The sequence below is a fragment of the Streptomyces sp. NPDC002868 genome, from assembly GCF_055563295.1.
On the sequence record NZ_JBVHDR010000009.1, the window covers coordinates 106,049 to 132,785 of the forward strand.

Sequence of the window (26,737 nt, forward strand, 5' to 3'; positions counted from 1 at the left end):
GTCACCACTCCCCTTCGGCTTCAGCTTCCGCCCTCATCTCACGGCCGAGGTCGCGGTTCTCCTTGAGCTCTCGGGCGATGGAGGCGGCGAGCCAGGATTCGCCGGGGGTGTGGCCCTGTCCGGCGTACTCCCAGTGCGCAAGCACGAGGGTGGTGTCGTCGTCCTGGTCGAGCTGGGGCAGTTCGCGTCCGCGTCGTTCTTCCTGTGCGCGCCAGTCGGCTCGTGCTCCGCGCAGGGCTCCGAGGGTGGTGGAGTAGCGGGGGGTCTTGGTCGAGAAGTGACCGCGGAATCCGAGCATGTGGGACCAGTGCGCGAGTAGCCGTTCCGGATAGTGCGCGTCCAGGTCCCAACAGGCCTCGATCAGACGCCGCGTGTGGTTGGGCAGTTCGGTGTGCCGGTCCAGTTCATGCAGTTCCCCAATGCGACGGTCCAGGGTGCCGGTCGTCTCTGCCGCTTTGGTGGCGTACTTGGCCACGTACGCGCCCACGGCCTGTTCGGTGACGTCGGCCTGGTCTTCCAGGGCTCCGATGGGCTGGACATCGAGCTGTGTTCCCCAGTGCAGCGTCCGCGCGGGGAAGCGGCCGGCACCAGGCACCGGAACCGTGGCCCGCGATGCGGCGGCACGGATCGCGTCATCGAGAAGTTGCACCGTGGCCCAGGCCGGGGCCGGGGTGTCCGGGCCCTCTGGTCCATCGATGCGGATGATGGCGTGGAAGTGCACCGCTCCGCGCTTTTGGAACTCTGCGACCTTCCCGAACGAGACCCGGGCATGGTCCCGAAACGCGGCCTGGGTGAGCCCCGCACGAGCAGCGACTTCGCGGCGGAGGTAGATGGTGAAGCGCTGCCACAGTGCGCCCGCGTGGTTGTTCCACAGCACCGCCCCGGCGTAGTCGTAGCGCTCGGGATCGAGCGCCGTTCCCAGGGCGGGATCGTCCTCGCCATGGGCAGTGCCGCAGCGGCAGCAGCCGGAGGCGGGGCGATTGTGGACCGGTCCGAATGACGGAGCCGTCAGCGTCGCGAAGACACGGGGACGCTCGGCAACGGTGTTGGGGACGCCCTTGCCGCCCACCAGACCGGCCATGATCAGGTGATAGGTGTCCCCCGCGTAAGTCCAGGCGCAAGAGGGGCAGCGGGAGGCACGGCGGTTGCCGCAGGCGATCCGCAGACGGCCCCCAGGTTCGTCTCCGGTGGAGTAGCTGTGCAGGGTTTGGCCTGTCGCCTTGTCCTGCGTGACGGTCCAGCCGGTCAGATGGATGGGGTTGGCGCATCCGCCTGTGCGGCGCACCTGGTGCTGCCAGCGGTCGAAGTCTGGGTCACTGGCGACCCGCAGCATGTCCGCAAGGGTGATCGGGTCAGTGCCCACAGCGGCCGCGACATCAGCCACGGCCGCCGGGGAAACAGCGAGTTGGTTCACGCAGCCACCGCCCGAAGCCGGGGAGCCGTGATCGGGGTGCCGGTCGCGAAGAGGTGATCGAGGGCGGTGAGGTAGCCGCTCGTCAGCGGAGCCGGACCCAGACGGCGCAGATGCAGCACCGGAGCCAGAGCCGGGGTGAGACCGTCCACAGGGGTGGCGACCATCAGGTCGTCATCGGCGCGCAGCAGATCGGCCCGTAAGCCCGTATGCATGGCCAGCCGAAGACCGGGCGCGTCGGCCAGCCCGGGAAACACCTCAGTCAGGGTCGCGATCGACGCAGCCCCTTCGGCAGGGGTGATGATGCGGATCCGGACGCCGGACGCGGCCTTGTCGGCCAGCAGCGCGGACAGGTCCCACACCGCGTCCACGAAGAACAGCGGATTGGCCACCGCGAGATCGATCACGGCCGTTGCCCCAGCGAGGGTCGAGCGCCACAGCGCGTAGGGGACAGCGCCACGCGTCGGGTAGCAGGCCACCAGTTCATCCCGCGGTGCCGGAGTCGAGCGGTGACGCTCCTCCAGACGCGGCCACAGGTGATACGGATCAGCGCCGAGGACCTTCGCCGCAGCGTGCGCGTTCCTCGCATGCGGAGTCCGGTCCGAAGTGATCCACCGCTCCACCGACTTGGGATCAACACCGAGCCGACGAGACAGACCCTCAATCGTCACGTTCGCCGCGACCAGCGCACCACGCAGCCGCTCGTTCGCTGTCATCGTCGCGGTAGTCACGCGGTCACCGCCTCAGCGGCCAGCGCGGCCAGGGCCCGGCGGATAGCTCGCGGACGAGCCTCCAGGACGCCGGAGCAACGAATGATCCGGTCGCCGTCGAACAAGGACTGGTGAGCGGACCACGTCTCGGACGTTGCTACCCGGTCGTCGCAGTACTGCCAGAAGGTCACCAGGCGGCATGTCCGCACGATCAGCTCTTCCAGGCCCCAACGGTTCGCGCCCTCGATGATGAACGCGGCGATCTTGTCGGGGGCTGCGTGACGGTCCCGGTCGTAGTCCGAGGCGTACAGCGCGAGGATCAACGAGACGTACGGCAGTTCAGCCACCGTGGCCGGGGACAGAACAGAGTGCGAAGCAGTGAGCGTCGCGGGCATGATGGAAGCTCCCTTCCAGGGACGAAGGAGGGCGGCGAAACTGCTTGGCGGTAGGAGCGCCGCCCTCCGATCTGTATTGCGTGTCCTAGGTGTCACAGTACACGGATTTCCAAGTGTGGCAAGAGTCCTGGGTGCCCTAGGACGGATTCGGCGATACGCTCAGCGAATGAGCCTCAGCCCCGACTCCGAACCCGCCTCGCGCCAGGTAGCGAGCGCCATTCGCACTGAGATCCACTCAGGGGACTTGGCACCCGGCGCGAAGATCCCCTCTGTGCGAAAGCTGGCTGAGCAGTACGGCGTTGCGGTAATGACCGCGCAGAGCGCCGTTGAGATCTTGCGATCCGAGGGCTTGATCTACACGAGCCCGGGCCGGGGAAGCTTTGTACGCGCGGAGTTGCCTGCGGTCGATGAGGAGCCCCAGGGATCTGCTGATTTTGTCGAGATCACGAAGCACCTCAATGCCTTGCAGGCAACGGTCAGGGATCTTTCGGAGCGCGTGGCGGAGCTTGAGGAGCTGGCCGCAGACCGGACCCGTCCTTCGTAGTCAACGCACGGAGCCGCTGAGCGAGGTGGTCCACCTCGACTGTGACTCGCTCCAACTGCTCCAAAATGCTGGCTACTTCTTCCGGCGTCATGTTCGCCGACCCCTCTCAGTCCTGTAGCTTCCGTCCTGGCAAATCCAGCGAAACGCAGGTCACGGCAGTGATTACAGGCTGAGAGCCGATCACTCACAGATCACTCATAGGCACAGCCCTCAGCGGAGGCGAGATGTCCCACGAGACGCCAGCAGCCGAGCCGTTCATCGCGGAGCTCAAGCGGTGGAGAGACGTCAGGGGACTGTCCCAATCTGCGCTGGCCAAGGCCGTTGGCTACACGCCCTCTTACGTCTCCAAGGTCGAGGGCGGACAACAGCGGCCGGCACGAGCCTTTGCCGAGCAGGCCGATCGCGTCTTACACGCGGGCGGGGCACTTCGGCGGGCGTTCTCTGAGATCGCGACCCCGTCGCGCGCTGAGACAGTCCCTCAGCAGCATGGGTCTGAGTTCGCGCCAACCGATAGCCAGCCCGCAAGCGTGATCGTGAAACACGACGACGCGGAGCTGTACTACGACGGCAACACCTACCGGGCAACCCAGCGACGGCAGCTCTACAACGCCAGCCCCGACCCAATCGCGCGGTACCTCATCCGGATCTCAGTCGATCGCTACCCAGGCAACCCTGAGCGTTCCAATCGGTTGTACCGAGAGAACCCACTTACGTGGGAAGAGATCAGCCTCAAGGCGAAGGTGGGCAGCGAGCCGATCGGATGGCGCGTCCAGCACGACCGTGATTCCTTCAAAGAGCTCTGGCTTCTCTTCGAGAACGAAGACGGTCGCTACCCGCTCTACCCCGGTGAGACGACGTGGATCGAGTACTCGTACACCGTCAGAGACGACAAGTGGGGCACCTGGTTCCAGCGTGCGGTACGTCTGCCGACTGAGCGCATGAGCGTTCGCCTGAACTTCCCAGCCGACTTGGACCCAGCCGTCTGGGGCACCGAGACGACGATGACCGCAGCAGCCTTTCCCTTCCGAACAGCGATTCACCAAAATGCGGCCGACGATCGACGCATCTACTCGTGGACCACTGACGAGCCGCCGCTGCACGCCCGATACCGGTTGGAGTGGAAGTTCCGAGCCCGACCTGAGCACGAGGAGACCACTCCGACCATGCCGAAGAGCGCGAGCGAAAAGATGCGGTCCATCGGAGTTGTTCAAGCTGGCGACCCCATCCTCACCACGCAGGCGAGAGCGTTCGACCTGCCTGGCGAGGCGGAAGATGCGCGCCGAGTCGTCGCCGAGCTGAACTCCGCCGCGGAACGAGCGGCAGGGATTCATCAGTTCAGCAAGGGCATGGGTGTGGCCGCACCGCAGCTTGGCATTGACCGGGCAGCCGCAATCGTCCGCACGGCAGCGGGGGAGGCCATCACTCTTCTGAACCCGAGGGTTGTGGAGGAGTCCAGCGAGGAGGATGAGCACTACGAAGGATGCTGGAGTTTCTTCGACGTCCGGGGCATGGTCCCGCGCCCGCGCAGCATCAGCGTGGAGCACCAAGACATCGACGGGAACCGAGGCATCACGATCTTCGAGGATGCAGTGGCGCGTCTCGTGGCCCACGAAATCGATCACTTGAACGGCGTCCTGTACACGTCCCGCATGCGACCCGATGCAGTGCCCATCCCGGTCTCTGAGTACCGAGGCACAGGCCACACATGGACCTACCAGCCTGACAACGCCACCTCCTGACCGGACCAGCAGCCGCAGGCCTGTTACAGGTTTCTCTACCTCATCAAGTGCTCGCTTCGCTCGCTGCCCGACCGGTGCTCGGTCAGCGAGCGAGGGCATTGCCAATCCAGTCTCCGCACCGCAGTCCAGCCACACGCGCACGGCCCTGTCCCCTGCCCCCTCATGCACCCGAGTGGTCCCCAGAAGGCAGCAGCACACCAGGCCACCCAGCACCGGGATACCGCGGTGGAGGCTCGGGAGAACACCACAGTTGACGCTTGGGGCGTCTGCTTTCCCGGCCTCCTGAACTGCGGTAGCAGTCTGATGCAGCGATCAGAGGTGCCGCGCCAAGGCGCGGCGGCGCCGGCCGGACGCCGCCGCGCTTGCCCCTCCATGTCTACGCCACCGGGGCCGCACGTCGTCGCCCGCCCGCGCCCACAAAGGGGGCGAAAAGAACCAGGCCGGGGGTGGGGACGGTCGGCTCCACGGCTTTACCCACACTCCCCGATTCGGGTCCCGCGTCGAGCAAGACCAGGGGGCCACTCGGACACATTGCGGGCAGGGGTGAAGCCTGCCCGAGTAGCCGGCAAGCGTACGGCCCCCTGATCATGCTCGACCCCAAACCGGGCAGGACACCGGCCAAAGCCGCTCCACCGACCTCACGAAGTTGGACGCTCAGCCCGATTGGCCGGGCGCCCCCGAGTGCGTATCGGCGGACGAAAGGCACCTATCTGGACAGGTCGATTACTCCGATCTGCCGACAATCGGCGCGTTCCTGTCGAGCGGGACGATCGATCGGCTGCCCACGGGTCAAGCTCAGCTCTGAGTTCGGACAAACCGACTGAAACAGGGAGTAAGTACATGAGTCCTGACATTAGGACAGCGTCCCCGCTGGGGCCTGTGCCCCGTCGAGACAAGTGGAAGGCCCGCGGCACGATCGTCTCGCTCACGCTGGTCCTGGCCGCCGGGGTGGTCAGTCCGGTCGCGGCCGCGGCTCAGAGCATGGGTGAACGCGTGAGCGCGTCGAGCGGCCCGGGCGGCGGAGACGATAAGTGCGAGGGCGTGTCGATCCTCGGCGACAGGGACCACTGCAGGGGAGGGACGGGCCCGACCGGTGCCACTGGCCCGGCCGGTGCCACCGGCCCGACGGGTCCGACGGGGCCGCAGGGCGACCCGGGCACGCCGGGCACGCCGGGCACGCAGGGTGACACCGGCCCGACGGGTCCGACCGGACCAACGGGCCCGCCCGGCACCGTCACCCTCACTGCAGTAACCGGCGAACCCGCCACGGTGCCTGCGGGCGGTTCCAGCACGTCCCGTGCCGACTGTGCTACCGGTCAGACGGCGATCTCCGGCGGTTTCGTCGCGAGCGCCTCCACTTTCCCGGTTGTCGACCAGCGGGAAGACGTCGACACCTGGGCTGTTGAGGCCCAAAACACTCGAACCGACGGCGTGTCTACCACTGTTACTGCCATCGTGTACTGCTCGCCGTGACGATCGCCTGAGCGAACTCCTAAGGCCGTGGTCAGCCCGCTGTGCTGTACAGCAGCGAGGTACAGCAACCACCGCGACCGCATCCGACCGGCATCGGCCTCAGACGACCGACTGACCAGCCGAGCAGACCAGAGGGTCAGCCCGTGCCACAGGCGTGCCAGATGGAGCGGGGACTCACGGGGAACGGCGGCTACCAGCGGAGCTCAGATGTCGCAGGCGCCGAAGCCAGCGTTACCCAGGTGAGCACCAAATTCGCCCCACCTCGCTTGTAAAGCGGGGGTCGTCGGTTCGAACCCGACAGGAGGCTCCAGCGAAAAGACCCCCAGCCGATCAAGGCTGGGGGTCTTTGACATCCAAATGTGACATCAACGGCCCTGATCACTCACGGCGCGGGCGACGCTTGAGCAGTCGGTCCATGTGACTGATGGCCTCGCGCTGTGTGTCCTGCACCACATGCGTGTAGACATCCATGGTGAGACTGATCTGACTGTGCCCAAGGATCTCCATCACCACACGGGGAGCGACGCCAGCGGCGGTCAGCAGCGTGGCGCAGCCGTGCCGGGCGTCGTGCAGCCGGACGAGCCGGAGGCCGGCCACTTCGCTGACGCGGACGAAGGACCGGTGCAGGTTCCGCGGCTCGATAGGTCGGCCGGTCCGCGTCGTGCAGACGTAGCCCGTGCCGGTCCAGTCGATCCCGGCGCCCTCGTACACCGCGCGCTGCCGCATCCGGTGCCGGCGCAGGGGAGCGATACACATCGCGGGCAGCGGCACGGCGCGGGCGCGACGCCCCTTGGTCTCGTCGTTGTAGAGGACACCGCGGCGGCGCTGCACTTGCTGCCGCACCAGGAGCACGCGGTTCTCAAGGTCGATGTCCTGCCAGCGCAGACCAACGCTCTCCCCGCGCCGGAGACCCATGGCGATGGCGAGCACGAACGCGGCGTACAGCGGGTCCCCGCAAGCCGCTGCGAGGAAGTCCAGGGTCTCGTCGAGGGACCAGGGCTAAGCTCCCGTGCGGCGGCTCGTGGAGGCCCTACGAGCTTGGCCACGTTCCGGGTGATCAGCTCCTCGCGGCAGGCCGCGGAGAGGGCCGTACGCAGCACGCGGTGAGATTCCATGGCGGTCGCCGCGGTGGTCTGCTTCTCGTGCCGGAGGAGGAAGCGCCGAACGTCCGGGACGCTCAGCGACTCCAGCCGCTTCGTACCGAGTCGGGGTGAGGCAGAGGCGCACGTGTGCCTCGTACTTGTCGTACGTGCTGAGCTTGCGGCGCGGCTTGACCACATCGTCCAGCCAGTACGACAGCCACTCCGAGAGCTTGGCGGATCGACTGGGCACAAGGGGGGTGCCGCTTGCCACCTTGTCGAGCTAGTCATGGCGTTTCGCGTCGCATTCGGCCCAGGTCTTGCCGTAGGCGAACTTCCGGGCGCGGGTGCCGTCCGGCTGGAGGACGTAGACCGCGGCCGCGGAACTTCGGGGGGCCGGGAGGCGTTGGCACGAGGCCGGGCGGAAAGCGCGCGGACGACCGGAACGACACGGGCAGAAGCCGAGGTGGCACGAGTGGCGATGTGGGATCGGATCAAGGACCAGGCCAAGAATCTGCAGCAGTCGCAGGGGACGCGGGGCTCTGGCGGCCACGGGCGGCCGGGTGCGGGGTCCGCCGGCGGATCGCGGGCTCAACTGGTGAACACGCTCAAGTCCCAGCTCACCTCCCTCAAGGCGGAGCTGAAGAGCGGCGCCTACCGGGACGCCAGCATGGCGATGTGCGCCCTGGTCGCGGCCGCCGACGGGCATGTCGACCCCGCCGAGCGGCAGCATGTGGAGTCGCTGATCCTGAACAACGACGTCCTGCAGAACTTCCCCTCCGACCAGCTGCGGCAGCGGTTCAACAAGCACGTCGACCAGCTGGCGTTCAACTTCCAGCAGGGCAAGGCGGAGGTCATGCAGGAAATCGCCAAGGCGGCGAAGAAGCCGACGGAGGCCAGGGCGGTCGTGCAGACCGGCTTCGTCGTCGCCGGTGCGGACGGATTCGTCGCGTCGGCCGAAGAGCAGGTCCTGCGAGAAGCATGCTCTGTGCTCGGCCTGTCCCCGCAGGAGTTCGGCATCTGACCACCTGCCACCGCACCGCCTGTCGCCGTCGGCCAGCGGAGTCCAGGAGTGCACCGACTGCCTTGAGACCCCATACCGTGCTGCGACCTGAGTGACCGGAATTCCTGCGGCCCCCCATGACCGCGTGATACCGGTGCTCGGCCACGCTCAACTCCACCAGCACGGCCCCGGCCCTCCCCATGCGCCCAACCCAGGCGCACAGCCAAGCCGAGGAAAGCGGTGTCAAGCATCAGGTGAAGCCACCGCGTCAAGCATCAACCGAGACCGGACATCGGTTCCGGCGGAGTGTCTAGTCCCAGTTGATGCCCGACGTTTTGGTCCCAGGTGATGCTTGACGGTGGGCCTAGACAACATCGGAAGCTTCGTAGGGTTTGTTCGCTTTCACGTTGCGGACTGGTGTGTCGGTGGTGCGCTGGATGACGCGGGCCTGGCCGTCCAGCTCGACGGTGATCGTCGAGTCCGCGACATGAACGGTCACGGTCTGTCCCGCGTACGTCCGCCCGAGCGAGACGACCTGCCGGCAGACCATGATCGTGCCGGTCGAGCTGATCCGCCGCTGAACCCGGACCGGCTCGACAGACGGTCGTGGCAGCGGTCCGGCCGGCCGGAGGCCGCGCAGGCGGCGGACTTCCTCTCCACTGAGCGGGTTGGGTCGCACCCTCAGCAGCTCTCGCGAGGCCGGGTCGAAGAACGACAGCGTGGCCTCGTCGATCCGGATCGAGACCCGACGGCCGCCCAGGATCTCCGCCGCCAGCACCTGGTGTCGGCCCAGGCCCACCAGCCCACTGTTGTTCACAACCCGGTCCACTTCGAACGCGCACCCATCGCCGGACGGCAGCGGAGACGGACCGGCCGCACGCCCACCCCGAGCGGCCAGCTGCGCCAGATCCGCCACCGACAGGTGCGAGCGCACGGTCTTGATCCGTGCTCCGGCAACCAGCAGATGGATCACGGCCGTGTCGGCCCAGAACGTCACCGTCAGCCCTGATCGGGCCGGGCCCAGCCAGAACTGCTTGCCCGCAACCTGCAGATTCCCGCTCGGCGGCACCACCCGCTCGAACTCCACCGCCCCGCCCGGCTGCACTGCCGGCAGGGCAACTGCCGCTCCCACCTGGACGTCCGGGACCGAGCCCGCATGCGTGTCCGCAACCGGTGCGGTCCTGGGCACAGGAACAACCGCCAACACTGCGGGCACCCGCAGCCCCAGCAGAGCCCGCTCCGTCTCAGGCACCGGCACGAACCGCTCCACCGGAGCCTGCATCTCCAAGGCCTGGTGGGGCCGCTCGGTGTTGTATTCCGCCACCCATACATCCAGCGCCTGCTGCGCCAGGGCAACGCTGGTGAACGGCCCACAGTCATCGAGGAGTCCACGCCGCAGGGTCTGATGAAACCGCTCGACCTTGCCCGTCGTGGTCGGCGATGCCGGCTGGGTCAGCCGATGCGCGATCCCGTTCTCCCGGCAGATCCGGTCGAACAACACCTCGCCACCCTGCCCGAACCGGTCGGTGAACTGCTTGCCGTTATCGGTCAGCACTTCCTGCGGAACCCCGAACTCCCGCAACGCGCCCGCGAACGCCGCACACACCGCCCGCCCGGTCGCCCGCGCCACCACCGACGCGACCACGCAATACCGGGAGTGATCACCCACCCCGGTCACGATCTTCGCCTCGGTCAGCTCCCCGGTCACCTCATCGACCAGCATCACCCCGCCGACGATGTCCATCTGCCACAACTGCATCGGCGCATCACGCTGCCAGCGTTTGTAATCCGACCGCTTCCGGCGCCGCACCCGCGGCTCCACCAGCCCATGCCGCACCAAGATCCGATAGACGGTCATTCGGGACGGGGCCGGGGACACCACTCCTGACCGCTCCAGCACATGCGCGATCCGCCGCGGCCCCCACCCCGGATGCTTGCGCCGCAGGTCACACACCGCCGCCTCCACCTCCGCAGATGCCTGATGGGGACACGAGACCGGCCGCCGGGAACGATCCGCCAAAGCGGCCAACCCACCAACGGCATAACGGGACTTCCACGAACTGACAGTCTGCCGCGACACCCCCAACTGAGCCGCGACCTCCGTCACCGACGCCCCGGCCAGCACCGCAAGCACGGCCCGATACCTCTGCTCGACGACCGACAACTCCACCAGAGCCAATCCCGGCCTCCCGCAACGCGCCACAAGGACGCGCACGACATAGCCGATCACGGCCACCGTCAACCATCAGCTGGGACTGGAGTGTCAAGCATCTACCGGGACCGGACATCGGTTCCGGCGGAGCACGCGGACAGAGTTTCCCTACATCATCAAGGCTCGCTGCGCTCGCTGTCCGACTGGCGTTCGGGCCGTGAGTGGATCATTGCCAACCCAGCCGCCAGCGCAGACCAGCCACACGGGACCGGCCCTGTCCCACGCCCGCCATGCACCCGAGTGGCCCCCAGAAGACGCCAACGACACCAGCGCACCAGGCCCGGGGGGAGGCTGACGCTAGGGAGAACACCACAGTTGACGCATCGAACGTCTGCATTCCCGATCTCCTGAACTGCGGTAGCAGTCTGATCAGAGATCAGAGGTGCGCGCCAAGGCGCGGCACGTCCAAGCCGTGATCGCCTTCGCCCGCCGACGCGTCAACGTGCTCTGGGCACTGCTCCGGGACGGAGGCTCTTCACCGCCCAACCACAACTCGTCCGTCCTGCCTGACCACGGCACCAGCACCCCACTGGCTTCACCGGTAACCTGCGGTCGACCGGGAGGCAAAGCCAGTGAGCGTGGGACCAGAACGAACAGCACGCATCGCAGCCATGCTCGAATCGGTCCGACCGGCCTGGGAAGCAACGCGTGACACAGACGCGCTTCAGCAATGGCTGATGGACCACAACTGCCACGGTGCCGAGGCCCTGCTCGTCACCATGGGCCTCTTGGATTGCGGTCTTCCGGAGGCTCAACGCGTGTTCTTCGCCGCCCCCTGCCGCCAGGCCGAGCGCCAGTTCCACAACCAGGCGATGGAACTACTCGAGGCTGCCAGCGAAGACCTCTGACAGCCCCGAGGCCAGCAGGGCCCCTTGACTCGGTCAGGAAGACTCCACCGACCAGGACTTAAGCGCCTGAGATGGCAGACTCGATCCCCAGGAGCAGGTCTCTGAGTTCGGCTGTGACTTCTTCCGCCCGCATATTGTGGGAAATTGACCGGGCCGAGACGGTTTTATGCCCGGATGATGCGAGCTTTCTGTTCAGACTTGACATCACTTTTTTGGGCGGGCACATTTTGCCACGCTCCAATTCGTTTCCCCAAAGATTCTCGAACTGAGGCAGAGCCATCCGGTATACATCCATCAAGTGCATGCTTGCGGAGACCATGGACGTCTGCCTGCGATGGACGAACTGCGCCTGCGTGTCAACCTTCTGCTCTTCGATCGCCTCGGCCAGCATCCGTTCCGTTACTTCGAGGCTCGCCCCCGAAAGGCGAGAAATGACAGACGTTATCAAGAAGTAGCTTTCAAGCTCTTTATTTTCCCATACGTGACCATGGATTCCAGCAGACGACAACTCGTTAAGCACGTCGAAAACTTGCTGATCCGTACGATTGTCACGGTCCAAGATCACGTATGTAGAAACGGCCTTATCCAGCAGATTGTCATTGAGCCAGGCGAAGGCGCCGACGTGAGTCCAGTTATCGAAACCCCCAAGCGGGATCACCGCAACACCCTTTTCACCTGCAAGCTTGACTGCACCCACTTTGCGAGCGACGTTTCTGAGGATCTTCATGTCCTGGCCTTCAACGAAGAGCGCAACCTTAGAGCGAAGGGCGCGAGCGACTCCGAGATTGAACCCCGAACCTAGTTGCTGACTGGCCTGGTCAAAGGATCGTGAATCCCTTAGGGACTTTGCTCTCGTTCTGGTTCGGTCCACCCAGATGACCGAGTCCCGCCGCGACTCTGCGAGCACCTCCGGGGCGTGCGTTGCCATGATCCACTGCTGAGGGCGTTCCTCGAGGACGTTGATCAGTCGACGCTGTAGATCCGGATGCAGGAAGACATCAGGTTCATCGAGCACGACTGTCTTGGCGGTCCGATGCCTGAAAAGATGCGTCAGAACCTGGAGCCAGATCTGCAATCCATCTCCCGCCCAGAACACTTCCTTCTCTGACCGAGTAGCGGTTTCCATGAAGAATAGGTCTAGCTCAGTTGCCTTTTCGCCTGGGCTAGTGGCCAGACTGAGGCTCTGAATTTCCGGGGTGTTGTCAACGATGAAGTCAATGAGCTCCTCAAATGAATCACGATCAGAATTTCTCAAGTGGTAGAGGTGGTTCCTGAAGTGCGAACTCGCCAAGCGAGTCGACTGATTCTCCCTCACATGTTTTTCGGTAAGCATGGCCTCGCGATGCTGAACAGGTGTCAGTGTGGGAACGACGCCAATTATCGGACTCACCGACCGAGCCGATGAAGCAGTAGTAACAAAGGAGCCATCCGGCTTACTGAGGCAGAAGAATGGTAGCTCCTCGACCGGCCAAACCGATCTGAGAGTGGTTCCTGAATCAAATTCGACCACCATTCGACTCTCGGCTTCGCGAAATTCATGCCTAATGTTCTCACCAATAAACCCCGAAGGGTTCCCAATAGTACTGGAGAGTACATGCCCTTTCGCCCAGGCATTGCCATCAAGGTTGAATCTGTCGGTGCTATTTCGCCTACGGGAGTAGTTGACTTGTTCAGCGGCTAGCCGTAGGGCTGAAATAATCGTGCTCTTTCCAGCATTGTTCGGGCCGACAAGGACAGACTGCTTGCCGAATTGGATATCGAACTTAGAAAATCCCTTAAAATGCGACAGGGTCAGCTTCTTTAGCACTCAACCAGCGTAGGGCCCGCACGAGGATTGGAGGGCTAGTTGTGTGATTCCGGTGCCGCGCGGCGGTCGCAAGGTGTAAGGACATGCTGCCAGCGCGTCCCAACTTCACCCAGGGGTTCCCGGCAACAGCGGGTCGGTGCCGTTGGGGCTGCCGGCATGAGCGTGACCCGTGCCCGTTGCGTGCCCGATGCCGGGGGGACCCTGGTGAACCGCGGGCTCAGCGAGAGACTGGGCAGCATCCACCAGGCTTGAGTTTCCGCAGCTCAGGCCGGGTTGAGGGATTGATCGCCCGGCGATTCCCAAGCTCAGGGCTCACCGCCGCTACGGCGACCGGAGCCCTGTCCAGGCAGCTACGGGGACCTGTTGAGCGGTGGGATGCGGAGACAGGACGCACCACAAGCGGACCAGATCGAGTGGTGACCAGCGGAGAATCACGGTGAAAGCAACCGCGACGGCGGAGACCATCGACGGGGTCGTTCGACCGGGTCAGCCACCAGAACGGGGCCTAGATGTCCACAGCTTCCGGACGGGTTGGCGCATCCGAGCGGCATACTTCGGATCCGATCTGGCTTTCGAGGTCGAGTACGTGGTACGCGCTGCGGCCTTGCCTCAGCCGCTCTCCGGTCCCTGCGCCGCGCCTATCCCGGAGTCCAGTGGCACACGCGGCGGGCGCAGTGAGCGTGAGCGCCGCCTCGTGCCAGGGGGTAGGAGCCAAAAGCTGCACTGCGACGATCGCCATCTGCTTTGCAGCAGACTGGCTCACCGTGGCCAGACATGGCACGCAAGGAGGAGCGGCGTTTCCATGAGGTTTGACCAGAGCCTTGCGAACAAGCTCGACGCGACGATGTTCGAACTGCTGCTGCCGGAAGACGCAGTGGAGTCACTGGGCAGTTGGCTGGCCGCCCCGGAGAGGGGCTTGCAGTACGCGAATGGCAGTGGCCCTCACACCATTGTGTATAAGCCCTCCAGTTGGGTGGCCATAGCCCCCTGGCCCACCACCCTTGCCGACCGAGCGGCAGCCAATTCGGCCTCCGTAAGCCGGGCCGACGTCGTGGCCATGGTCAGGGCCGCGAAACAATCAGAGCGGTGGGCAGAGGCTTTCGTTGCCAGCCAGGTGTGGGGTTACGGTGTCGCGGGGTACGGCCCGTACCGCACGGGCCAGGTACTTGCCCAGCCCAACGCTGAGGCCGCCATCGCAGAAGCGGTGTCCCTGCTCGTGGACGAAGGCGCGATGGCAGCCTACGACAGGCTGAACACGCTAGATGGCCTTGGGCCAGCGTTCCTCACCAAGTTCATCTACTTCGCAGGCCTGGCGCTGCCAGAGGTAAAGGGACCGCGCCCGCTCATCCTCGACAGCGTGCTCGCCGGGGTTCTCCGTCGGCACGCCACGAAGATCGGACGTGCGGTTGGCTACGAGTGGTCCGAGGCGATCGCGAATCGGATCTGGCGGGACAGCAATTGGTCTTCCCACCGATACGGCATGTATCTCCGGTGGATGTACGCAGCCAATGAGCGACTGACAGCCGCCTTGATCAACTGGCCCGCAGCCCCGGACGTCCTCGAACTAGCCCTCTTCAGCGCCGCTTGGGACCCTGAATGACCGCATCACAGGGTTGGTTCGGTCGCCGACCCTTCGAAGCGCGCGACCGCGCTACAGCGGACCGTGCCTGGCTCCATCCCCGATCGCGGCCGGACAACCGCCCCCACCCATAGGTGGGACACCTCCCAGTGCTGGGGCGCGTTGTACCAGGGGTGCCTCATATGAGGTCTCAGACGACGGCGGGTGATGAGGTCCGGCAACACCTGCGCCCAGAGCGTTACGGAAAAATCGACTCCAGGCCGAACTGGTTCAGCAGCCCAGAAGCGAGGGACTGAGCACAGTCCCGCAGTGCCGTTCGGTCGGCGGCGGGAGGCAACTCTGAGCCCACTCGCAGGATCTTCTTCGGGCACCGGGCGGTTGAGGGAACATCCAGGAAGCCGTGGTTCTCGATGACTGGCGCATACCCAGGGAAGGGCAAGCCGGGCGCAGGTGACTTCTCCACTGAGACGAGCGCGGCCGCCAGATCGGTGCTGCTGTCAATACGCCGCACGCGCCGAGATTCGTGCGAGAGGGCGACCACTTCGCACGCACCGACCTGTACCGCCCTGGTTTCCACCGGCGTGTAGGCATCCTGGGGCCTGGTCAGCTGCTGCCAGCCTGGCGAAGCGGTCGCGGTACGCGCGATCGATTTCGTGCTCTGCAAGCCATCCAGTGTGGTCCGAATACCGGTAGGGCACTGCGAACGCCCGGAGCTCCTTCTCACGTGGTGTGCTGCCCAGGATGAAGTGCGGTGCCATCGCGCTCGCCGGGACGTCGACCACCAGGACGCTCATGCTGCCGGCCTCTGACGTGAGCGTGTAGGTATCGACGCCGGCCACGAAGGGCTGCGTGTTAGCGCGGAGCCACTTGAACAGATGGATTGAGACTCCGCCGACCTGGATCAGCCACGCCCCTTCATCAGGGTTCGGCTCCTGAAACGGGTGGATGGGCCACCCCGGTCGGGCCCGCCTGAAGTGGGATGCAACATTCCGCTCCGCTCGCGACGTCTACCTAGCGTAAGCCTCGGACGTCAGGTATGCCTCGGACGTCACTGGGGGTCGCGATGGCACTCATTTTGGATGGAAAATGACACTTCGTCAGATTGTTCGCGGAGCAGGCATTGCTGTAGCGGCCGTAGCCGCTTTAGCTACAGGCACTGCTCCCGCGTCGGCTGCGACAGTCAACTGGAAGGAGATCAGCCCGAACTCGAACTGGCGGTGTGAGGCCACCATCGCCCACGCAACGTATCCTCAGGTGAAATTCCAGGGCTGCGTCGTGGCCAACCAGAACGGAGACGCACAAGCTGTTCTGGTGGTCAACAACCAGGGCCCCAAGGCCGTCAACATCGGCGGTTGGACCTCGTCTCAGTTCGGCAGCAACGTCACCTGCGCCGACTCGGTCCTCAACCCTGGCTTCCAGCGTGGCTGTTTCGGGCCCACTATCACCGTTCCCTGCAACATCACCTACCACAACTCCGTGCACCTCACGGTGAACGGATCGACCAAGATAGCCCCCGCGCCGACATTCGCGAAGATCTGCGGCTAGTCCTAGCGGGCAAGTAGTCTGCGGCGGGCGTACAGCAGCGAAGTACCGCAACCTCAACAACCGCCCCCGTCCGCTACCGTCCCTCCAGGGCCTCATGGCGGCCGGAATTCCCGCCGCTGACCGATCCGGCTAGAGCTACGGATCAGGAAATCTCTGACATCCACTGCTGACGTCAACGACGCCGGACAGGGGCGTACATGGGCGCCCCTGTCCGGTCGTCATGACGGCGGATGCCTGGGCCACATCGGCGCCCGATCGAACTTGTAATGCGGGGGTTGTCGGTTCGAACCCGACAGGAGGCTCACGACGAAGGGCCAGTTCGGAGGGTTGAGCCCTACGAACTGGCCCTTTCACGTGATCGCGGCCGTGCCACACACGTGCCACATGCCCGCTAGGACTCGGCCTCAGCTGCCCGCTCAGGTGGATTCACCTGGCCCCAGTGGGCGCGCCGATGAAAGCCTCCCGTACCTGGGCGGCGATGCATATCGGCGTTACGTTCAACCCACGCGGCGGTCATCCCCGCCGTGGGCGGCAGGCGGGGGCAGTTATGTGGATCTTCTTCGTACTGGGTTTGCTGCCCATGGCTCTGCTCCTGTGGATCTTCGCGGGACAAGTGAACGAGCAGGTGGACAGCCAGTTCGCCGGTGAGGTGATCGCCCTTTCGGTCCAGCGCGTCACGCTGACCACCGGCATGCGCACCGACTACCTGCTGACGATCCGTGCTGACGACGGCCGGCAGTTCACCTTGCAGGTGAAAGACGACGTGTACGCCTTGTTCGCTGTCGGTGACCGTATCGTCAAGCCGGCAGGGGCACGCTGGCCCAGGAAGGCGGCATAGCGTCGGCGGGCCACCCGCGTATCCGGCACGTCTGCATCCCGGTCGGCGCTCGGTGGCTGAAGCTGGGCTGTTCCTGGGCCGTCCGAAGGCAATCAGGGGCGACCAACGTTGACAACTTGCGCAGCTGTTCGCAGCGACCGACTGTCGGAGTCGCTGAGAGCCGCTTTCCTCGTCCAGGCAGGTCCTGGACGCTGTCAGCAGCGACGGGTCTGGTACGGCACGGGGGCGGGTACCGGTTCGGGCGGTGTCGGGCACCTGCTCAAGGCGACGAGGAAGGTCAGCACGATTCCGCCTGCCACGACGAAGAGCGTGGTGCCGATCCCCTCTGCGGTGGCGATTCGAAGCTGTTCACCGGAGAGGCCATCGAGGCCGGCAGTCGCTACCAGGACGAGGAGGGCGAGGCCGACAGCTGCGCCCGCGCCTGAGCCGGTGGAGGCAATGCCGGAGGCGATGCCTTGTTGTCGGTCGGAGATTCCGGTGGCGGCGGCGATGAACATGGTGGTGAAGACCACCCCGTCGCCGATGCCGAGCGCCACGAGGCCGGGGATGAGTTCGATGTATGTGCCGTTCGGCGAGATCGCGAGGCCGAGTGCGACCGCACCGAGCGCACCGACGGCGAGGGCGGCGGCCAACGCACGCCTGAGACCGAACCGCGTCACGAGCTTGCCTGCGGTCGTCGAACCGGCCACCACCACTGCCGTGGGGATGAGGAAGCCGGCGCCGGTCTGCAAAGCGTCGTAGCCCAGAATCTCCTGGAAGTAAATGGACAGGAAGTAGAGCACGGAGCCGAAGGTCGCCATGAACATGAACGCGATGACGACGCCGGTGATCAGGTTGGGGTTGGAGAGCAGCCGGGGTGGCATGAGCGGGTCGTGGCTGCGCCGCTCGATGATGACGAAAGCTCCGAGCAGAAGTAGGCCCGCCGCTGCGCTGACCAGGATGCCCGGCGAAAGCCAGCCCAATCCGGGGCCTTGCACGAGGGCGAACACGATGAGTGTGACGCCGAGAGTGACGCTGAGCGCACCGGGTAGGTCGAACTTGCGGCCCTTTTCGCGTTCACCGTCTCGGGGGATCAATACGAAGGCAAACAGCAGCGCAGGGCCGGCCAGGGCGACGTTGACGAGGAAGACCGCTTCCCAGCCGAACGCCTGCGTCAGCAGACCGCCGAGCAGCACACCGATGACGAGTCCTGCCGCGCCTGACCCTCCCCAGATTCCCAATGCGCGGTTGCGGGCGCGGCCTTCGACGAAGGTGGTGTTGATGAGTGCCAGGGTGGTGGGGAAGACGAGGGCTCCGCCGAGACCTTGGAATGCGCGGGCGGCGAGGAGCATTCCGGGGCCGGTCGCGAATCCTCCCGCGAGCGATGCCGCGGCATAGAGTGCGAGGCCGGTGGCCAGGATGCGGCGTCGTCCGAGCAGGTCGGCGGCACGCCCGCCGAACAGCAGGAAGCCGGCCGAGGCCACTGCATAGGCGCTGATGACCGACTGGAGCGTCTGCGCGGAATAGCCAAGGTCGCGTGCGATGTCGGGGAGTGCCACGACCACGATGTACTGGTCGAGCGAAACGATCAGCATGGCGAAGGACAGGAGCGCCAGCATCGTTGTCTCACGGTTCCAACCGAGGCCGCCGGGCTCAGATGATGTCTCTATGGGTCGCACGGCAGCACTCCTGACGATCGGTCAAGTCTGCGCTTACGGCCTGCCGGAAAGTCCGTCTGATTCGGGGCGGGCGGGCCTCGCCGAGGGGGACGGTTGCCAAGACCCTATACAGCTCGCCCTCACCAATCCCGTCAACGACCCACGCTCGTCAGACGGTGCTTACGCGCAGGAAAGTCCCGGAGTGAACCGCGCTCCGGGACTTTCCCGTATACGTTCATATGTGCGCCGGGGGACACCTGGTGCAGGAGCGGCAGGGGATGCCGCCCATCGGGGAGCGACAGGGGGACGTTCTGTGCGTACGGCGCGTGGATTCTTAGGCGGGGGCGGACGACGCCTTGCCGCCATGGCGGGGGCGGTGGCGCTGCTGGTCGCCGGACTGGCAGGAACGGCGGCCGCGTCGACGGTGGAGGACGAATCGGCCGAGTTCACGGTGGAGGCACCGGACGTCGCGGCCGGTGGCACGGTCACCCACCGGGTGACCGTGCGGACCACGATCGCGGGCGATCTGGACCTGCGGTTCACCACGGAGAAGGGACAGCGCTCCTGGCGGGAGGAGGACCGGTGGGGCACCGGGCTCAGCGTCGCCGCCGTCGACGGGTCGACCGCGGACTGCTCCTACCCGTCGGACGTCGTGGAGGAGTCCCTGCACTGCAGGCTCCCCGAGGGCACCACCACCGTGGCGTACACCGTGAAGGCGGCGGCGAACACTCCGGCCTGGAAGCTCACCGCTCACCTCGGCTTCAGCGTGGGCTCGGACATCCTGGCCACGACGACCAGCGACTTCGCGGTCCAGAGCTCCGTCCCGGTCGCCGACGACTACCTCGTCCTCGGCCGGGACAAGGGCACCGGCGCTCTCACCATGCATGGCGCGTACGGAGTGCACGGCCTCGACGTCGAGCGCTACTTCTGGCGCCTGAACGGCTGGGACAAGTACAACGCGTTCACCAAGCTCTCCCCGATCAAGGAGTGGTTCCTCGGCGGCGGCGTCGTCGCCCGGGACAAGGAGGGCGTGCTCTGGCACTACCAGATGCCCGGTCTGGACATGAACACCCCCATGCGAATGGAGGTACGGGTCGGCAGCGGCTGGAATGCGTACAGCCTGCTGCGCGGCGCCGGTGATCTCAACGGCGATGGCCAGGCAGATCTGATCGCGCGGGACGGCTCGGGTGCGCTCTGGCTCTACAAGGGCACGGGCAGCTGGGCCACGCCGTTCGCCGCGCGGGTGCAGATCGGGACCGGGTGGAACATCTACACCTCGCTGACCGGCGGCATCGATGTGTCGGGCGACGGAAAGCCGGATCTGATCGCACGGGACAGCGCCGGTGACCTGTGGCTGTACCAGGGCACGGGGGACGGATCCCTGCCGCTCAAGCCGCGTACGAAGATCGGCAGCGGCTGGAACATCTACAACTCGCTGGTGCCGCTCGGCGACATCAACGCCGACGGGCATCCGGAGCTGGTAGCCCGGGACGCGGCCGGGGTGATGTGGATGTACATGGGCACGGGTGACGCGGCACTGCCGTTCAAGGCGCGGGCCCAGGCCGCCAGGGACTGGGACCGGTTCGACGCGCTGACGTAGCCGCAGGCAGTCGGTGGTGGACGGGGCCCCTGGCGGATCGCCGGGGGCCCTGCGAACAGCGCCAACCGCTACGCGCGGACCAGGGTCGGGAGCGGCTGGGGCGGCTACAACGCCATGTCGGGCCGGCCGTGTCCGGCCAGGCGGCCGGGCAACTCCCTAGCGCCGGCCCGCGATCCGGTCCGCCACCCGGGCGATGCCGTCGGTCTCCGCCGTGCGCGCCCCCGCCTCGCGGCGGTCCGCCGCGCGGTAGGCCGCGTACATGCCCTGCACGCCCAGCCAGCGCAGCGGCTCCGGCTCCCACTTGCGGACCTTGTGGTTCACCCAGGGCAGCGAGGTGAGTTCGGTGCCGCCCGCCTGGCCCGAGTCCTGCTGGATCAGGTCGCGCAGGGTCCGGGCCGCGAGGTTGGTGGTGGCCACGCCGGAGCCGACGTAGCCGCCCGCCCAGCCGAGGCCGGTGGAGCGGTCCAGGGTGACCGTGGCGCACCAGTCGCGGGGGACGCCTAGAACGCCCGACCAGGCGTGGTCGATGCGGACGCCCGCGGTGGTCGGGAAGAAGCGGACCAGGATCTCGCGGAGGGCTTCGATCGCGGCGGGCTGGGTGCGGCCGTCGTTGTCGGTCTTCGAGCCGAAGCGGTACGGGACGCCCCGGCCGCCCAGGGCGATGCGGTCGTCCGCGGTGCGCTGCGCGTACATGTAGGCGTGGGCCATGTCGCCGAGGTTCTCGCGGCCGTCCCAGCCGATGGTGTCCCAGACGGACCGGGGGAGGGGTTCCGTCGCGATCATGGAGGAGTTCATGGGGAGCCAGTCGCGCTTCTGGCCCTTGAGGTTCGCGGTGAAGCCCTCGGTGCAGCGCAGGATGTACGGGGCGCGGACCGTGCCGTACGGCGTGATGGCGTGCTTGGGCTTGATCTCTGTGACGGGCGTCGACTCGTGGATGGTGACGCCAATTGCTTCGACGGCCGCCGCCAGGCCCTTGACGAGCTTCACGGGGTGCAGGCGGGCGCCGTGCGGGGTCCAGGTGGAGGCGACGGCTCCGGTGACGCGTACGCGTTCGGCGGTCTCGCGGGCGCCGAGCAGTACGCGGTCCTTCTCGCCGAAGGCGATCTCGACGGCGTGGAAGGCCTTGAGGCGGGTCAACTGGGCGGGGGTGCGGGCGACTTCGAGTACGCCGCCCTGGTGGATGTCGGCGTCGATGCCCTCTTCAGCGGCGACGCGCACCACCTCGCCGACGGTGTCGTTCATGGCCTGCTGGAGGCGCACGGCGGCGTCGTGGCCGTGGAGCCGGGCGTAGCGGTCGCGGCCGGCGATGCCGTTGTAGAGCCAGCCGCCGTTGCGGCCGGAGGCGCCGTAGCCGCAGAACTTGCCCTCAAGGACCGTGATGTTCAAGAAGGGCACGGCCTTCTTGAGGTAGTAGGCCGTCCACAGACCGGTGTATCCGCCGCCGACGATGCAGACGTCCGCGGTGGCGTCGCCGGGGAGGGGCTCCCGGGGGACGGGGGTGCCCTCCTGCGCGTACCAGAACGCTATGCCGCCGTTGACGGTGCTCGTGCTCATGGGCGGGAGGGTACCGGCAGTGCCGCGGGCCGGCGACCGACGGCCCCGGCGGTCGGCCTCGGCGGTCGCCCTCGAGAACACCGGGACCGGCCGAACCGCGCGTCCGTAGGATCTGGACGTGATCGACATTCCGGAAGAGCTGGCGGCCACGCAGATCAAGTACGGCGGCGACGCGGGCCGTGCTTTCCTTGCCGCGCTGCCGCGGCGGGCCGCCGACTTCCTGGAGTGCTGGGACCTGAAGCAGACCGGCCGCCCCATGCACGGCTGGTGCGCGCTCGTCCTGCCGGTGGAACGCGCGGACGGTATGCCCGCCGCGCTCAAGCTCCAGGCCGTCGACGAGGAAAGCGAGGCGGAGCCGCTCGCGCTGCGGACCTGGGACGGGGACGGGGCCGTACGGCTGCTGGAGTACGAGCAGCAGACCGGCACGATGCTGCTGGAGCGGCTGGACGCGTCGCGTCATCTGTCTGTGGTGGCCGACAGCCGGGAGGCGGTGCGGATCCTCGCCGAGCTGCTGGCCCGGCTGACGTCCGTACCGGCGCCGGACGGGCTGCGGCGGCTCGGTGACATCGCGGCCCGGATGCTCGACGGCGTGCCGCGCGCGCTGAGGGCCCTCGCGGACGAGGACGAGCGGCGGCTGCTGAACGACTGCGCCGCGGCGGTACGGGAGGTCGCCGACGAGCCCGGCGACCGGCTGCTGCACTGGGATCTGCACTACGACAACGTGCTGGCCGCGCACCCCGGATCCGCGCGTGAACCATGGCTCGCCATCGACCCCAAGCCGCTCGCCGGCGATCCGGGCTTCGACCTGCTGCCCGCCCTCGGCAACCGCTTCGACCCGGCCGAGGTGCTGTGGCGCTTCGATCTGATGACGGAGGTGCTGGGCCTCGACCGCGAGCGGGCGCGGGCCTGGACGCTCGGGCGCGTACTGCAGAACAGCCTGTGGGACGTGAAGGGCGGAGAGATCCGTCTCCAGGAGCAACAGGTGTCCATCGGTCGGAAGCTGCTGGCACGGTAGCCGGGTCGGCATCCATCCTGACCGCATGATTCGTCACGCCACACCCGCCGATGTCCCCGAGATCCACCGCATGGTCCGCGAACTCGCCGAGTACGAGAAGGCCCTGGAAGAGGCAAGGGCGAGCGAGGAGCAGCTGCACGAGGCGCTGTTCGGCGACCGCCCCGCCGCCTTCGCGCATATCGCGGAGACGGCGGACGGGGAGATCGCGGGCTACTCGCTCTGGTTCCTCAACTTCTCGACGTGGCGCGGGGTGCACGGCATCTATCTGGAGGATCTGTACGTACGGCCGGGGCTGCGCGGCGGCGGATACGGCAAGGCGCTGCTGGCCGAGCTGGCGCGCATCTGTGTGGAGCGCGGCTACGAGCGTCTGGAGTGGTCCGTGCTGAACTGGAACACCCCGTCGATCGACTTCTACCGCGCACTGGGTGCGGAGCCGCAGGACGAGTGGACGGTCTACCGGCTGACCGACGAGGCGCTCACCAAGCTCGGTTCATAGGCGTTCTCGGTTCATGGCGTTTACGGGCTTCATGGCGTTTACGGGATCAGGACGACCTTGCCCATCGTGCCCCTGGTCTCCAGCGCGCGGTGGGCCGCGGCCGCCTCGGCGAGCGGGAAGCGCTGCACGGCGGGACGCAGCCGGCCCGACGCGGCCTCGGCGAGGGACCGCTCTTCCAGAGCGCGTACGTCGCCGCCCGCCTTCTGGGTCATCACCGGGCCGAGCACGCCCTCGGAGGTGATGCCGCGCTCCGCCAGCTCCTCGTCCGTGAAGGTCAGCGGCGCACCGTCGTGCAGGCCCTCGCCCGACCAGCCGAAGACGATGTGCTTGCCGCCCTTGCCGAGGAGGTCGACGGCGGCGCGGGCGGTCGCCCCGCCCACCGAGTCGAACACGACGGTCGCGCGGCGCTCGCCGAGGTAGCCGCGGACCTGGTCGGGCCAGTGGGCCTCCTTGTAGTCGACGGCCAGGTCGGCGCCGTTCTCGACGACCCGGGAGACCTTGGCGGAGCCGCCCGCGAGTCCGATGACGAGGGCGCCGGCGTTTTTCGCGTACTGCACGAGGAGCGTGCCGATGCCACCGGCCGCGGCCGGGACGATCGCGATGTCGTCGGGGCCGAGCTCGGTGAACTGCAGGATGCCCATCGTCGTACGGCCCGTCCCGATCATCGCGACGGCCTCGGCCTCGTCGAGGTTGCCCGGGATCTCGTGCAGCCGGGCGGCGTCGGCGACGGCGAGCTCCGCGTAGCCTCCGGGGGCCATGCCGAGGTGGACGACGACCCGCTTGCCGAGCCAGCCCGGGTCGGTCCCGTCACCGAGCGACTCGACCACGCCCGCGACCTCGCGGCCGGGGATGGTGGGCAGTTCGGCGGGGGCGGGGTAGGGGCCGGTCATGCCCTCGCGCAGGGCGGTGTCGAGGAGATGAACGCCGGCCGCGGCGACGGCGATCCGCACCTGGCCGGGGCCGGGGACAGGGTCTTCGGTCCGCTCGTAGCGAAGGTTCTCGGCGGGGCCGAAGGCGTGGAGGCGGATGGCGTGCATGGCGGGCTCCCCTGAGCTGACTCGTGAGCTGACTCGGTGGTTACGGGGAACACCCTTCAACCTCAAGCCCGCTTGAGGTCAAGAGCCGCTGTTGTCCGCCTGGGCGCCTGGCTACAGGCGCGGGAAACGGGCCTGGAGGTCCCAGACGACGGGGTTGTCGTCGAGTCCCTCGTGCATGTCGGACAGATCCGCGATCAGATCGTGCAAGAAGTCGCGGGCCTCGCGGCGCAGCTCGGCGTGGCCGAAGGTGAGGGGCGGCTCGTCGCCCGGCATCCAGTCGGCCTCCACATCGACCCAGCCGAAGCGCCGCTCGAAGAGCATCCGGTCGGCGGACTCGGTGAAGTCCAGTTCGGCGTACTGGGGTTTCGCGGCGCGGCTGCCGAGCGGGTCGCGGTCGAGCTGCTCGACGATGTCGCACAACGCCCAGGCGAAGTCGAGAACCGGCACCCATCCCCAGGCTGTGGAGACCTCGCGGTCCTCTTTGGAGTCGGCGAGATAGACGTCCCCGCAGAACAGGTCGTGCCGCAGGGCCTGGACGTCCGCACGGCGGTAGTCGGTCTGCGGGGGGTCGGGGAAGCGACGGGAGAGGGAGTAGCCGATGTCGAGCACGGGGTGATGGTGTCATGGGGGGCGCCCCACCCCGAGCCCGCCCGCCCCCGGCCCGCCCGCCCCGCCGGGCTACGGCAGCAATCGCTGTTCACACCGGCCCCCGTAGGATCAACTGCGTGGATCAGCGAACTCGCTTACGCACCCTGACGCTGCGTACCCTGACGCCCGTCGTCGCCCTGCTCCTCCTCGCGGGTTGCACCGACGGCGGCGCGGCCGTGCACGGCAAGCCGGGCGCATCAGGCGTACGCGACCCGCTCTTCCGCGATCTCGGCAACGGCGGCTACGACGTCCAGCACTATGCCCTGAACCTCGACTACGAGCCGGAGACCGGCCGCCTCAAGGGCACCGCCGAGATCACCGCCCGCGCCACCCAGGACCTGAGCGCCTTCAATCTCGACCTCCACGCGCTGACCGTCGACAGTGCCACCGTCGACGGCAAGAAGGCCGCCGCCAACCAGGCGGGCGACGAGCTGACGCTGCGCCCGCACCGCGACATCGACAAGGGCAAGACCTTCCGTACCGTCGTCCGCTACTCCGGAGAGCCGCAGAAGATCATCAACGAAGGCGGCGACGAGGAGGACGGCGACGCGGAAGGCTGGCTGAGGACCACGGACGGCACGCTCGCGGTCGGCGAGCCCACCGGGTCGATGGCGTGGTTCCCCAGCAACAACCACCCGAGCGACAAGGCCGCGTACGACATCACGGTCACCGTCCCCGAGCGGCTGAAGGCCATCTCCAACGGGGAGTTGATGAGCGAGCGCACCACCGGCGGCCGCATCACCTTCGCCTGGAAGTCGAAGGATCCGATGGCCAGTTACCTCGCCACGCTCGCCATCGGCGCGTACGACGTGAAGCGCTCCCGCACCCCCTCCGGCCTGTCCGTCCTCACCGCCGTCGACCCGACTGTGGCCGACGAGAGCGCGGACCTGCTCGCCCGCATCCCCGAGATCATGAAGTGGGCTACGGAGAACTTCGGTCCGTACCCCTTCTCCTCCATCGGCGCGATCGTCGTCCCGACGAAGGAGGTCCAGTACGCCCTGGAGACCCAGACCAGGCCCGTCTTCCCGGCGGAACAATTCGACGTCGGGACGCTCGTCCACGAGATCGCGCACCAGTGGTACGGCAACTCCGTGACACCCGAGTCCTGGAAGGACATGTGGCTCAACGAGGGCTTGGCCACGTACGCGGAGTGGATCTGGGCGGAGGACTTCGAGGAAACCCCGGCCCAGGAGAGCTTCGAGGAGGCCTTCGCCGACGAGGACAACTGGGCTTTCCCGCCTGCCGATCCGCCGTCCGCGGCCGAGGTCTCCGACCCGCCGGTGTACGGGCGGGGCGCGATGGTCATCCACAAGATCCGCCAGGCGGTGGGCAGGGACATGTTCTACAAGATCGTGCGGGGCTGGGCGAAGGCGCACCAACACGGCAACGCCTCGACCGCCGACTTCACCGCCTACGTGGAGGAGGTGTCCGGCAAGGACCTGAGGGAGGAGGTGTGGGACACCTGGCTGTACGGCACGGAGAAGCCGGCGCGGCCGTAGCAGAGCGCGCGCGGGGAGCGCAGGGAGCCCCCGGCCGCGCGGCCGGGGGCTCCCTGAACACTGCGGTG

21 protein-coding genes and 2 pseudogenes are annotated in these 26,737 nt (G+C 66.9%); 11 read left to right on the plus strand and 12 right to left on the minus strand.

Going from position 1 to position 26,737, the window contains the following annotated elements; all coding sequences use genetic code 11:
• Nucleotide 1: 1 nt before the first annotated feature.
• Genes repSA through ACZ3H8_RS25785 form a run of 3 tightly spaced genes read right to left on the minus strand, consistent with a single transcriptional unit; the run spans nucleotide 2 to nucleotide 2,516 of the window.
• The gene (repSA, locus tag ACZ3H8_RS25775; protein ID WP_467406117.1) at nucleotides 2–1,384 is read right to left on the minus strand and encodes a replication initiator protein RepSA; all 1,383 of its coding nucleotides are present in this window, start codon (nucleotides 1,382–1,384) and stop codon (nucleotides 2–4) included.
• A gap of 26 nt (nucleotides 1,385–1,410) precedes the next feature.
• The gene (locus ACZ3H8_RS25780) at nucleotides 1,411–2,142 is read right to left on the minus strand and encodes a helix-turn-helix domain-containing protein (protein WP_467405672.1); all 732 of its coding nucleotides are present in this window, start codon (nucleotides 2,140–2,142) and stop codon (nucleotides 1,411–1,413) included.
• Nucleotides 2,139–2,516, minus strand: coding sequence for a hypothetical protein (locus ACZ3H8_RS25785; RefSeq protein WP_467405674.1), 378 nt, complete (start codon nucleotides 2,514–2,516; stop codon nucleotides 2,139–2,141). The genes ACZ3H8_RS25780 and ACZ3H8_RS25785 overlap by 4 nt, the downstream gene beginning before the upstream one ends.
• 166 nt (nucleotides 2,517–2,682) lie before the next feature.
• Here ACZ3H8_RS25785 and ACZ3H8_RS25790 point away from each other — a divergent pair, with 166 nt between their 5' ends.
• Both ACZ3H8_RS25790 and ACZ3H8_RS25795 read left to right on the plus strand, forming a co-directional pair.
• Nucleotides 2,683–3,060, plus strand: a complete 378-nt coding sequence (locus tag ACZ3H8_RS25790) for a GntR family transcriptional regulator (RefSeq protein WP_467405676.1) — start codon at nucleotides 2,683–2,685, stop codon at nucleotides 3,058–3,060.
• Between the two features lie 224 nt (nucleotides 3,061–3,284).
• Entirely contained in the window at nucleotides 3,285–4,799 is a 1,515-nt protein-coding gene (locus ACZ3H8_RS25795) for a peptide deformylase (protein ID WP_467405678.1), read from the plus strand.
• A gap of 1,851 nt (nucleotides 4,800–6,650) precedes the next feature.
• Here ACZ3H8_RS25795 and ACZ3H8_RS25800 read toward each other — a convergent pair.
• A pseudogene (locus ACZ3H8_RS25800) lies at nucleotides 6,651–7,727 on the minus strand (tyrosine-type recombinase/integrase); the annotation flags it as partial.
• 99 nt (nucleotides 7,728–7,826) lie between these two features.
• On the opposite strand from ACZ3H8_RS25800, the gene ACZ3H8_RS25805 reads away from it, so the two are divergent.
• Nucleotides 7,827–8,375, plus strand: coding sequence for a tellurite resistance TerB family protein (locus ACZ3H8_RS25805; protein ID WP_467405680.1), 549 nt, complete (start codon nucleotides 7,827–7,829; stop codon nucleotides 8,373–8,375).
• 42 nt (nucleotides 8,376–8,417) lie between these two features.
• Here ACZ3H8_RS25805 and ACZ3H8_RS25810 read toward each other — a convergent pair.
• Both ACZ3H8_RS25810 and ACZ3H8_RS25815 read right to left on the minus strand, forming a co-directional pair.
• A pseudogene (locus tag ACZ3H8_RS25810) lies at nucleotides 8,418–8,526 on the minus strand (helix-turn-helix domain-containing protein); the annotation flags it as partial.
• A gap of 192 nt (nucleotides 8,527–8,718) precedes the next feature.
• The gene (locus tag ACZ3H8_RS25815) at nucleotides 8,719–10,518 is read right to left on the minus strand and encodes an IS481 family transposase (RefSeq protein ID WP_467406119.1); all 1,800 of its coding nucleotides are present in this window, start codon (nucleotides 10,516–10,518) and stop codon (nucleotides 8,719–8,721) included.
• A 659-nt stretch (nucleotides 10,519–11,177) separates the two neighbouring features.
• Between ACZ3H8_RS25815 and ACZ3H8_RS25820 the strand changes: the two genes are divergently transcribed.
• A complete protein-coding gene (locus ACZ3H8_RS25820) occupies nucleotides 11,178–11,414 on the plus strand; it encodes a hypothetical protein (protein WP_467406157.1) in 237 nt (78 codons plus the stop codon).
• 58 nt (nucleotides 11,415–11,472) lie between these two features.
• On the opposite strand, the gene ACZ3H8_RS25825 is transcribed toward ACZ3H8_RS25820, so the two are convergent.
• Nucleotides 11,473–13,221, minus strand: coding sequence for an ATP-dependent nuclease (locus tag ACZ3H8_RS25825; RefSeq protein WP_467405683.1), 1,749 nt, complete (start codon nucleotides 13,219–13,221; stop codon nucleotides 11,473–11,475).
• Between the two features lie 802 nt (nucleotides 13,222–14,023).
• Here ACZ3H8_RS25825 and ACZ3H8_RS25830 point away from each other — a divergent pair.
• The gene (locus ACZ3H8_RS25830) at nucleotides 14,024–14,821 is read left to right on the plus strand and encodes an 8-oxoguanine DNA glycosylase OGG fold protein (RefSeq protein WP_467405685.1); all 798 of its coding nucleotides are present in this window, start codon (nucleotides 14,024–14,026) and stop codon (nucleotides 14,819–14,821) included.
• A 217-nt stretch (nucleotides 14,822–15,038) separates the two neighbouring features.
• Here the strand turns inward: ACZ3H8_RS25830 and ACZ3H8_RS25835 are convergent, their stop codons facing one another.
• Complete coding sequence (locus ACZ3H8_RS25835; RefSeq protein WP_467405687.1) at nucleotides 15,039–15,464, minus strand: hypothetical protein; 426 nt, start codon at nucleotides 15,462–15,464, stop codon at nucleotides 15,039–15,041.
• Nucleotides 15,465–16,075: 611 nt separating this feature from the next.
• On the opposite strand from ACZ3H8_RS25835, the gene ACZ3H8_RS25840 reads away from it, so the two are divergent.
• Both ACZ3H8_RS25840 and ACZ3H8_RS25845 read left to right on the plus strand, forming a co-directional pair.
• Nucleotides 16,076–16,345, plus strand: coding sequence for a hypothetical protein (locus ACZ3H8_RS25840; RefSeq protein WP_467405689.1), 270 nt, complete (start codon nucleotides 16,076–16,078; stop codon nucleotides 16,343–16,345).
• Nucleotides 16,346–16,784: 439 nt separating this feature from the next.
• The gene (locus tag ACZ3H8_RS25845; RefSeq protein ID WP_467405690.1) at nucleotides 16,785–17,183 is read left to right on the plus strand and encodes a DUF7489 domain-containing protein; all 399 of its coding nucleotides are present in this window, start codon (nucleotides 16,785–16,787) and stop codon (nucleotides 17,181–17,183) included.
• 194 nt (nucleotides 17,184–17,377) lie between these two features.
• Here ACZ3H8_RS25845 and ACZ3H8_RS25850 read toward each other — a convergent pair whose 3' ends face one another.
• A complete protein-coding gene (locus ACZ3H8_RS25850; RefSeq protein ID WP_467405693.1) occupies nucleotides 17,378–18,781 on the minus strand; it encodes an MFS transporter in 1,404 nt (467 codons plus the stop codon).
• 403 nt (nucleotides 18,782–19,184) lie between these two features.
• On the opposite strand from ACZ3H8_RS25850, the gene ACZ3H8_RS25855 reads away from it, so the two are divergent.
• The gene (locus tag ACZ3H8_RS25855; protein WP_467405695.1) at nucleotides 19,185–20,420 is read left to right on the plus strand and encodes an FG-GAP repeat domain-containing protein; all 1,236 of its coding nucleotides are present in this window, start codon (nucleotides 19,185–19,187) and stop codon (nucleotides 20,418–20,420) included.
• 156 nt (nucleotides 20,421–20,576) lie between these two features.
• Here ACZ3H8_RS25855 and ACZ3H8_RS25860 read toward each other — a convergent pair whose 3' ends face one another.
• The gene (locus ACZ3H8_RS25860; protein WP_467405696.1) at nucleotides 20,577–21,974 is read right to left on the minus strand and encodes an NAD(P)/FAD-dependent oxidoreductase; all 1,398 of its coding nucleotides are present in this window, start codon (nucleotides 21,972–21,974) and stop codon (nucleotides 20,577–20,579) included.
• 112 nt (nucleotides 21,975–22,086) lie between these two features.
• On the opposite strand from ACZ3H8_RS25860, the gene ACZ3H8_RS25865 reads away from it, so the two are divergent.
• Both ACZ3H8_RS25865 and ACZ3H8_RS25870 read left to right on the plus strand, forming a co-directional pair.
• On the plus strand, nucleotides 22,087–22,989 hold the full coding sequence (locus ACZ3H8_RS25865) for an aminoglycoside phosphotransferase family protein (protein ID WP_467406121.1): 903 nt from the start codon (nucleotides 22,087–22,089) through the stop codon (nucleotides 22,987–22,989).
• 25 nt (nucleotides 22,990–23,014) lie between these two features.
• On the plus strand, nucleotides 23,015–23,485 hold the full coding sequence (locus ACZ3H8_RS25870) for a GNAT family N-acetyltransferase (RefSeq protein ID WP_467405699.1): 471 nt from the start codon (nucleotides 23,015–23,017) through the stop codon (nucleotides 23,483–23,485).
• A 38-nt stretch (nucleotides 23,486–23,523) separates the two neighbouring features.
• Here ACZ3H8_RS25870 and ACZ3H8_RS25875 read toward each other — a convergent pair whose 3' ends face one another.
• Both ACZ3H8_RS25875 and ACZ3H8_RS25880 read right to left on the minus strand, forming a co-directional pair.
• Nucleotides 23,524–24,522: a zinc-binding dehydrogenase gene (locus tag ACZ3H8_RS25875; RefSeq protein WP_467405701.1), complete on the minus strand. Its 999-nt coding sequence runs from the start codon at nucleotides 24,520–24,522 to the stop codon at nucleotides 23,524–23,526.
• 111 nt (nucleotides 24,523–24,633) lie between these two features.
• Nucleotides 24,634–25,131: a hypothetical protein gene (locus ACZ3H8_RS25880; RefSeq protein WP_467405703.1), complete on the minus strand. Its 498-nt coding sequence runs from the start codon at nucleotides 25,129–25,131 to the stop codon at nucleotides 24,634–24,636.
• A 116-nt stretch (nucleotides 25,132–25,247) separates the two neighbouring features.
• On the opposite strand from ACZ3H8_RS25880, the gene ACZ3H8_RS25885 reads away from it, so the two are divergent.
• Complete coding sequence (locus tag ACZ3H8_RS25885; protein WP_467405705.1) at nucleotides 25,248–26,669, plus strand: M1 family metallopeptidase; 1,422 nt, start codon at nucleotides 25,248–25,250, stop codon at nucleotides 26,667–26,669.
• Nucleotides 26,670–26,737: the final 68 nt, after the last annotated feature.

Bases quoted from the DNA above. Each gene is read 5' to 3' on its own strand.
- ACZ3H8_RS25785 (WP_467405674.1), bottom strand. From the start codon at position 2,516: ATGCCCGCGACGCTCACTGCTTCGCACTCTGTTCTGTCCCCGGCCACG.
- ACZ3H8_RS25790 (WP_467405676.1), top strand. From the start codon at position 2,683: ATGAGCCTCAGCCCCGACTCCGAACCCGCCTCGCGCCAGGTAGCGAGC.
- ACZ3H8_RS25795 (WP_467405678.1), top strand. From the start codon at position 3,285: ATGTCCCACGAGACGCCAGCAGCCGAGCCGTTCATCGCGGAGCTCAAG.
- ACZ3H8_RS25820 (WP_467406157.1), top strand. From the start codon at position 11,178: ATGCTCGAATCGGTCCGACCGGCCTGGGAAGCAACGCGTGACACAGAC.
- ACZ3H8_RS25830 (WP_467405685.1), top strand. From the start codon at position 14,024: ATGAGGTTTGACCAGAGCCTTGCGAACAAGCTCGACGCGACGATGTTC.
- ACZ3H8_RS25850 (WP_467405693.1), bottom strand. From the start codon at position 18,781: ATGCTGGCGCTCCTGTCCTTCGCCATGCTGATCGTTTCGCTCGACCAG.
- ACZ3H8_RS25855 (WP_467405695.1), top strand. From the start codon at position 19,185: ATGGCGGGGGCGGTGGCGCTGCTGGTCGCCGGACTGGCAGGAACGGCG.
- ACZ3H8_RS25860 (WP_467405696.1), bottom strand. From the start codon at position 21,974: ATGAGCACGAGCACCGTCAACGGCGGCATAGCGTTCTGGTACGCGCAG.
- ACZ3H8_RS25870 (WP_467405699.1), top strand. From the start codon at position 23,015: ATGATTCGTCACGCCACACCCGCCGATGTCCCCGAGATCCACCGCATG.
- ACZ3H8_RS25875 (WP_467405701.1), bottom strand. From the start codon at position 24,522: ATGCACGCCATCCGCCTCCACGCCTTCGGCCCCGCCGAGAACCTTCGC.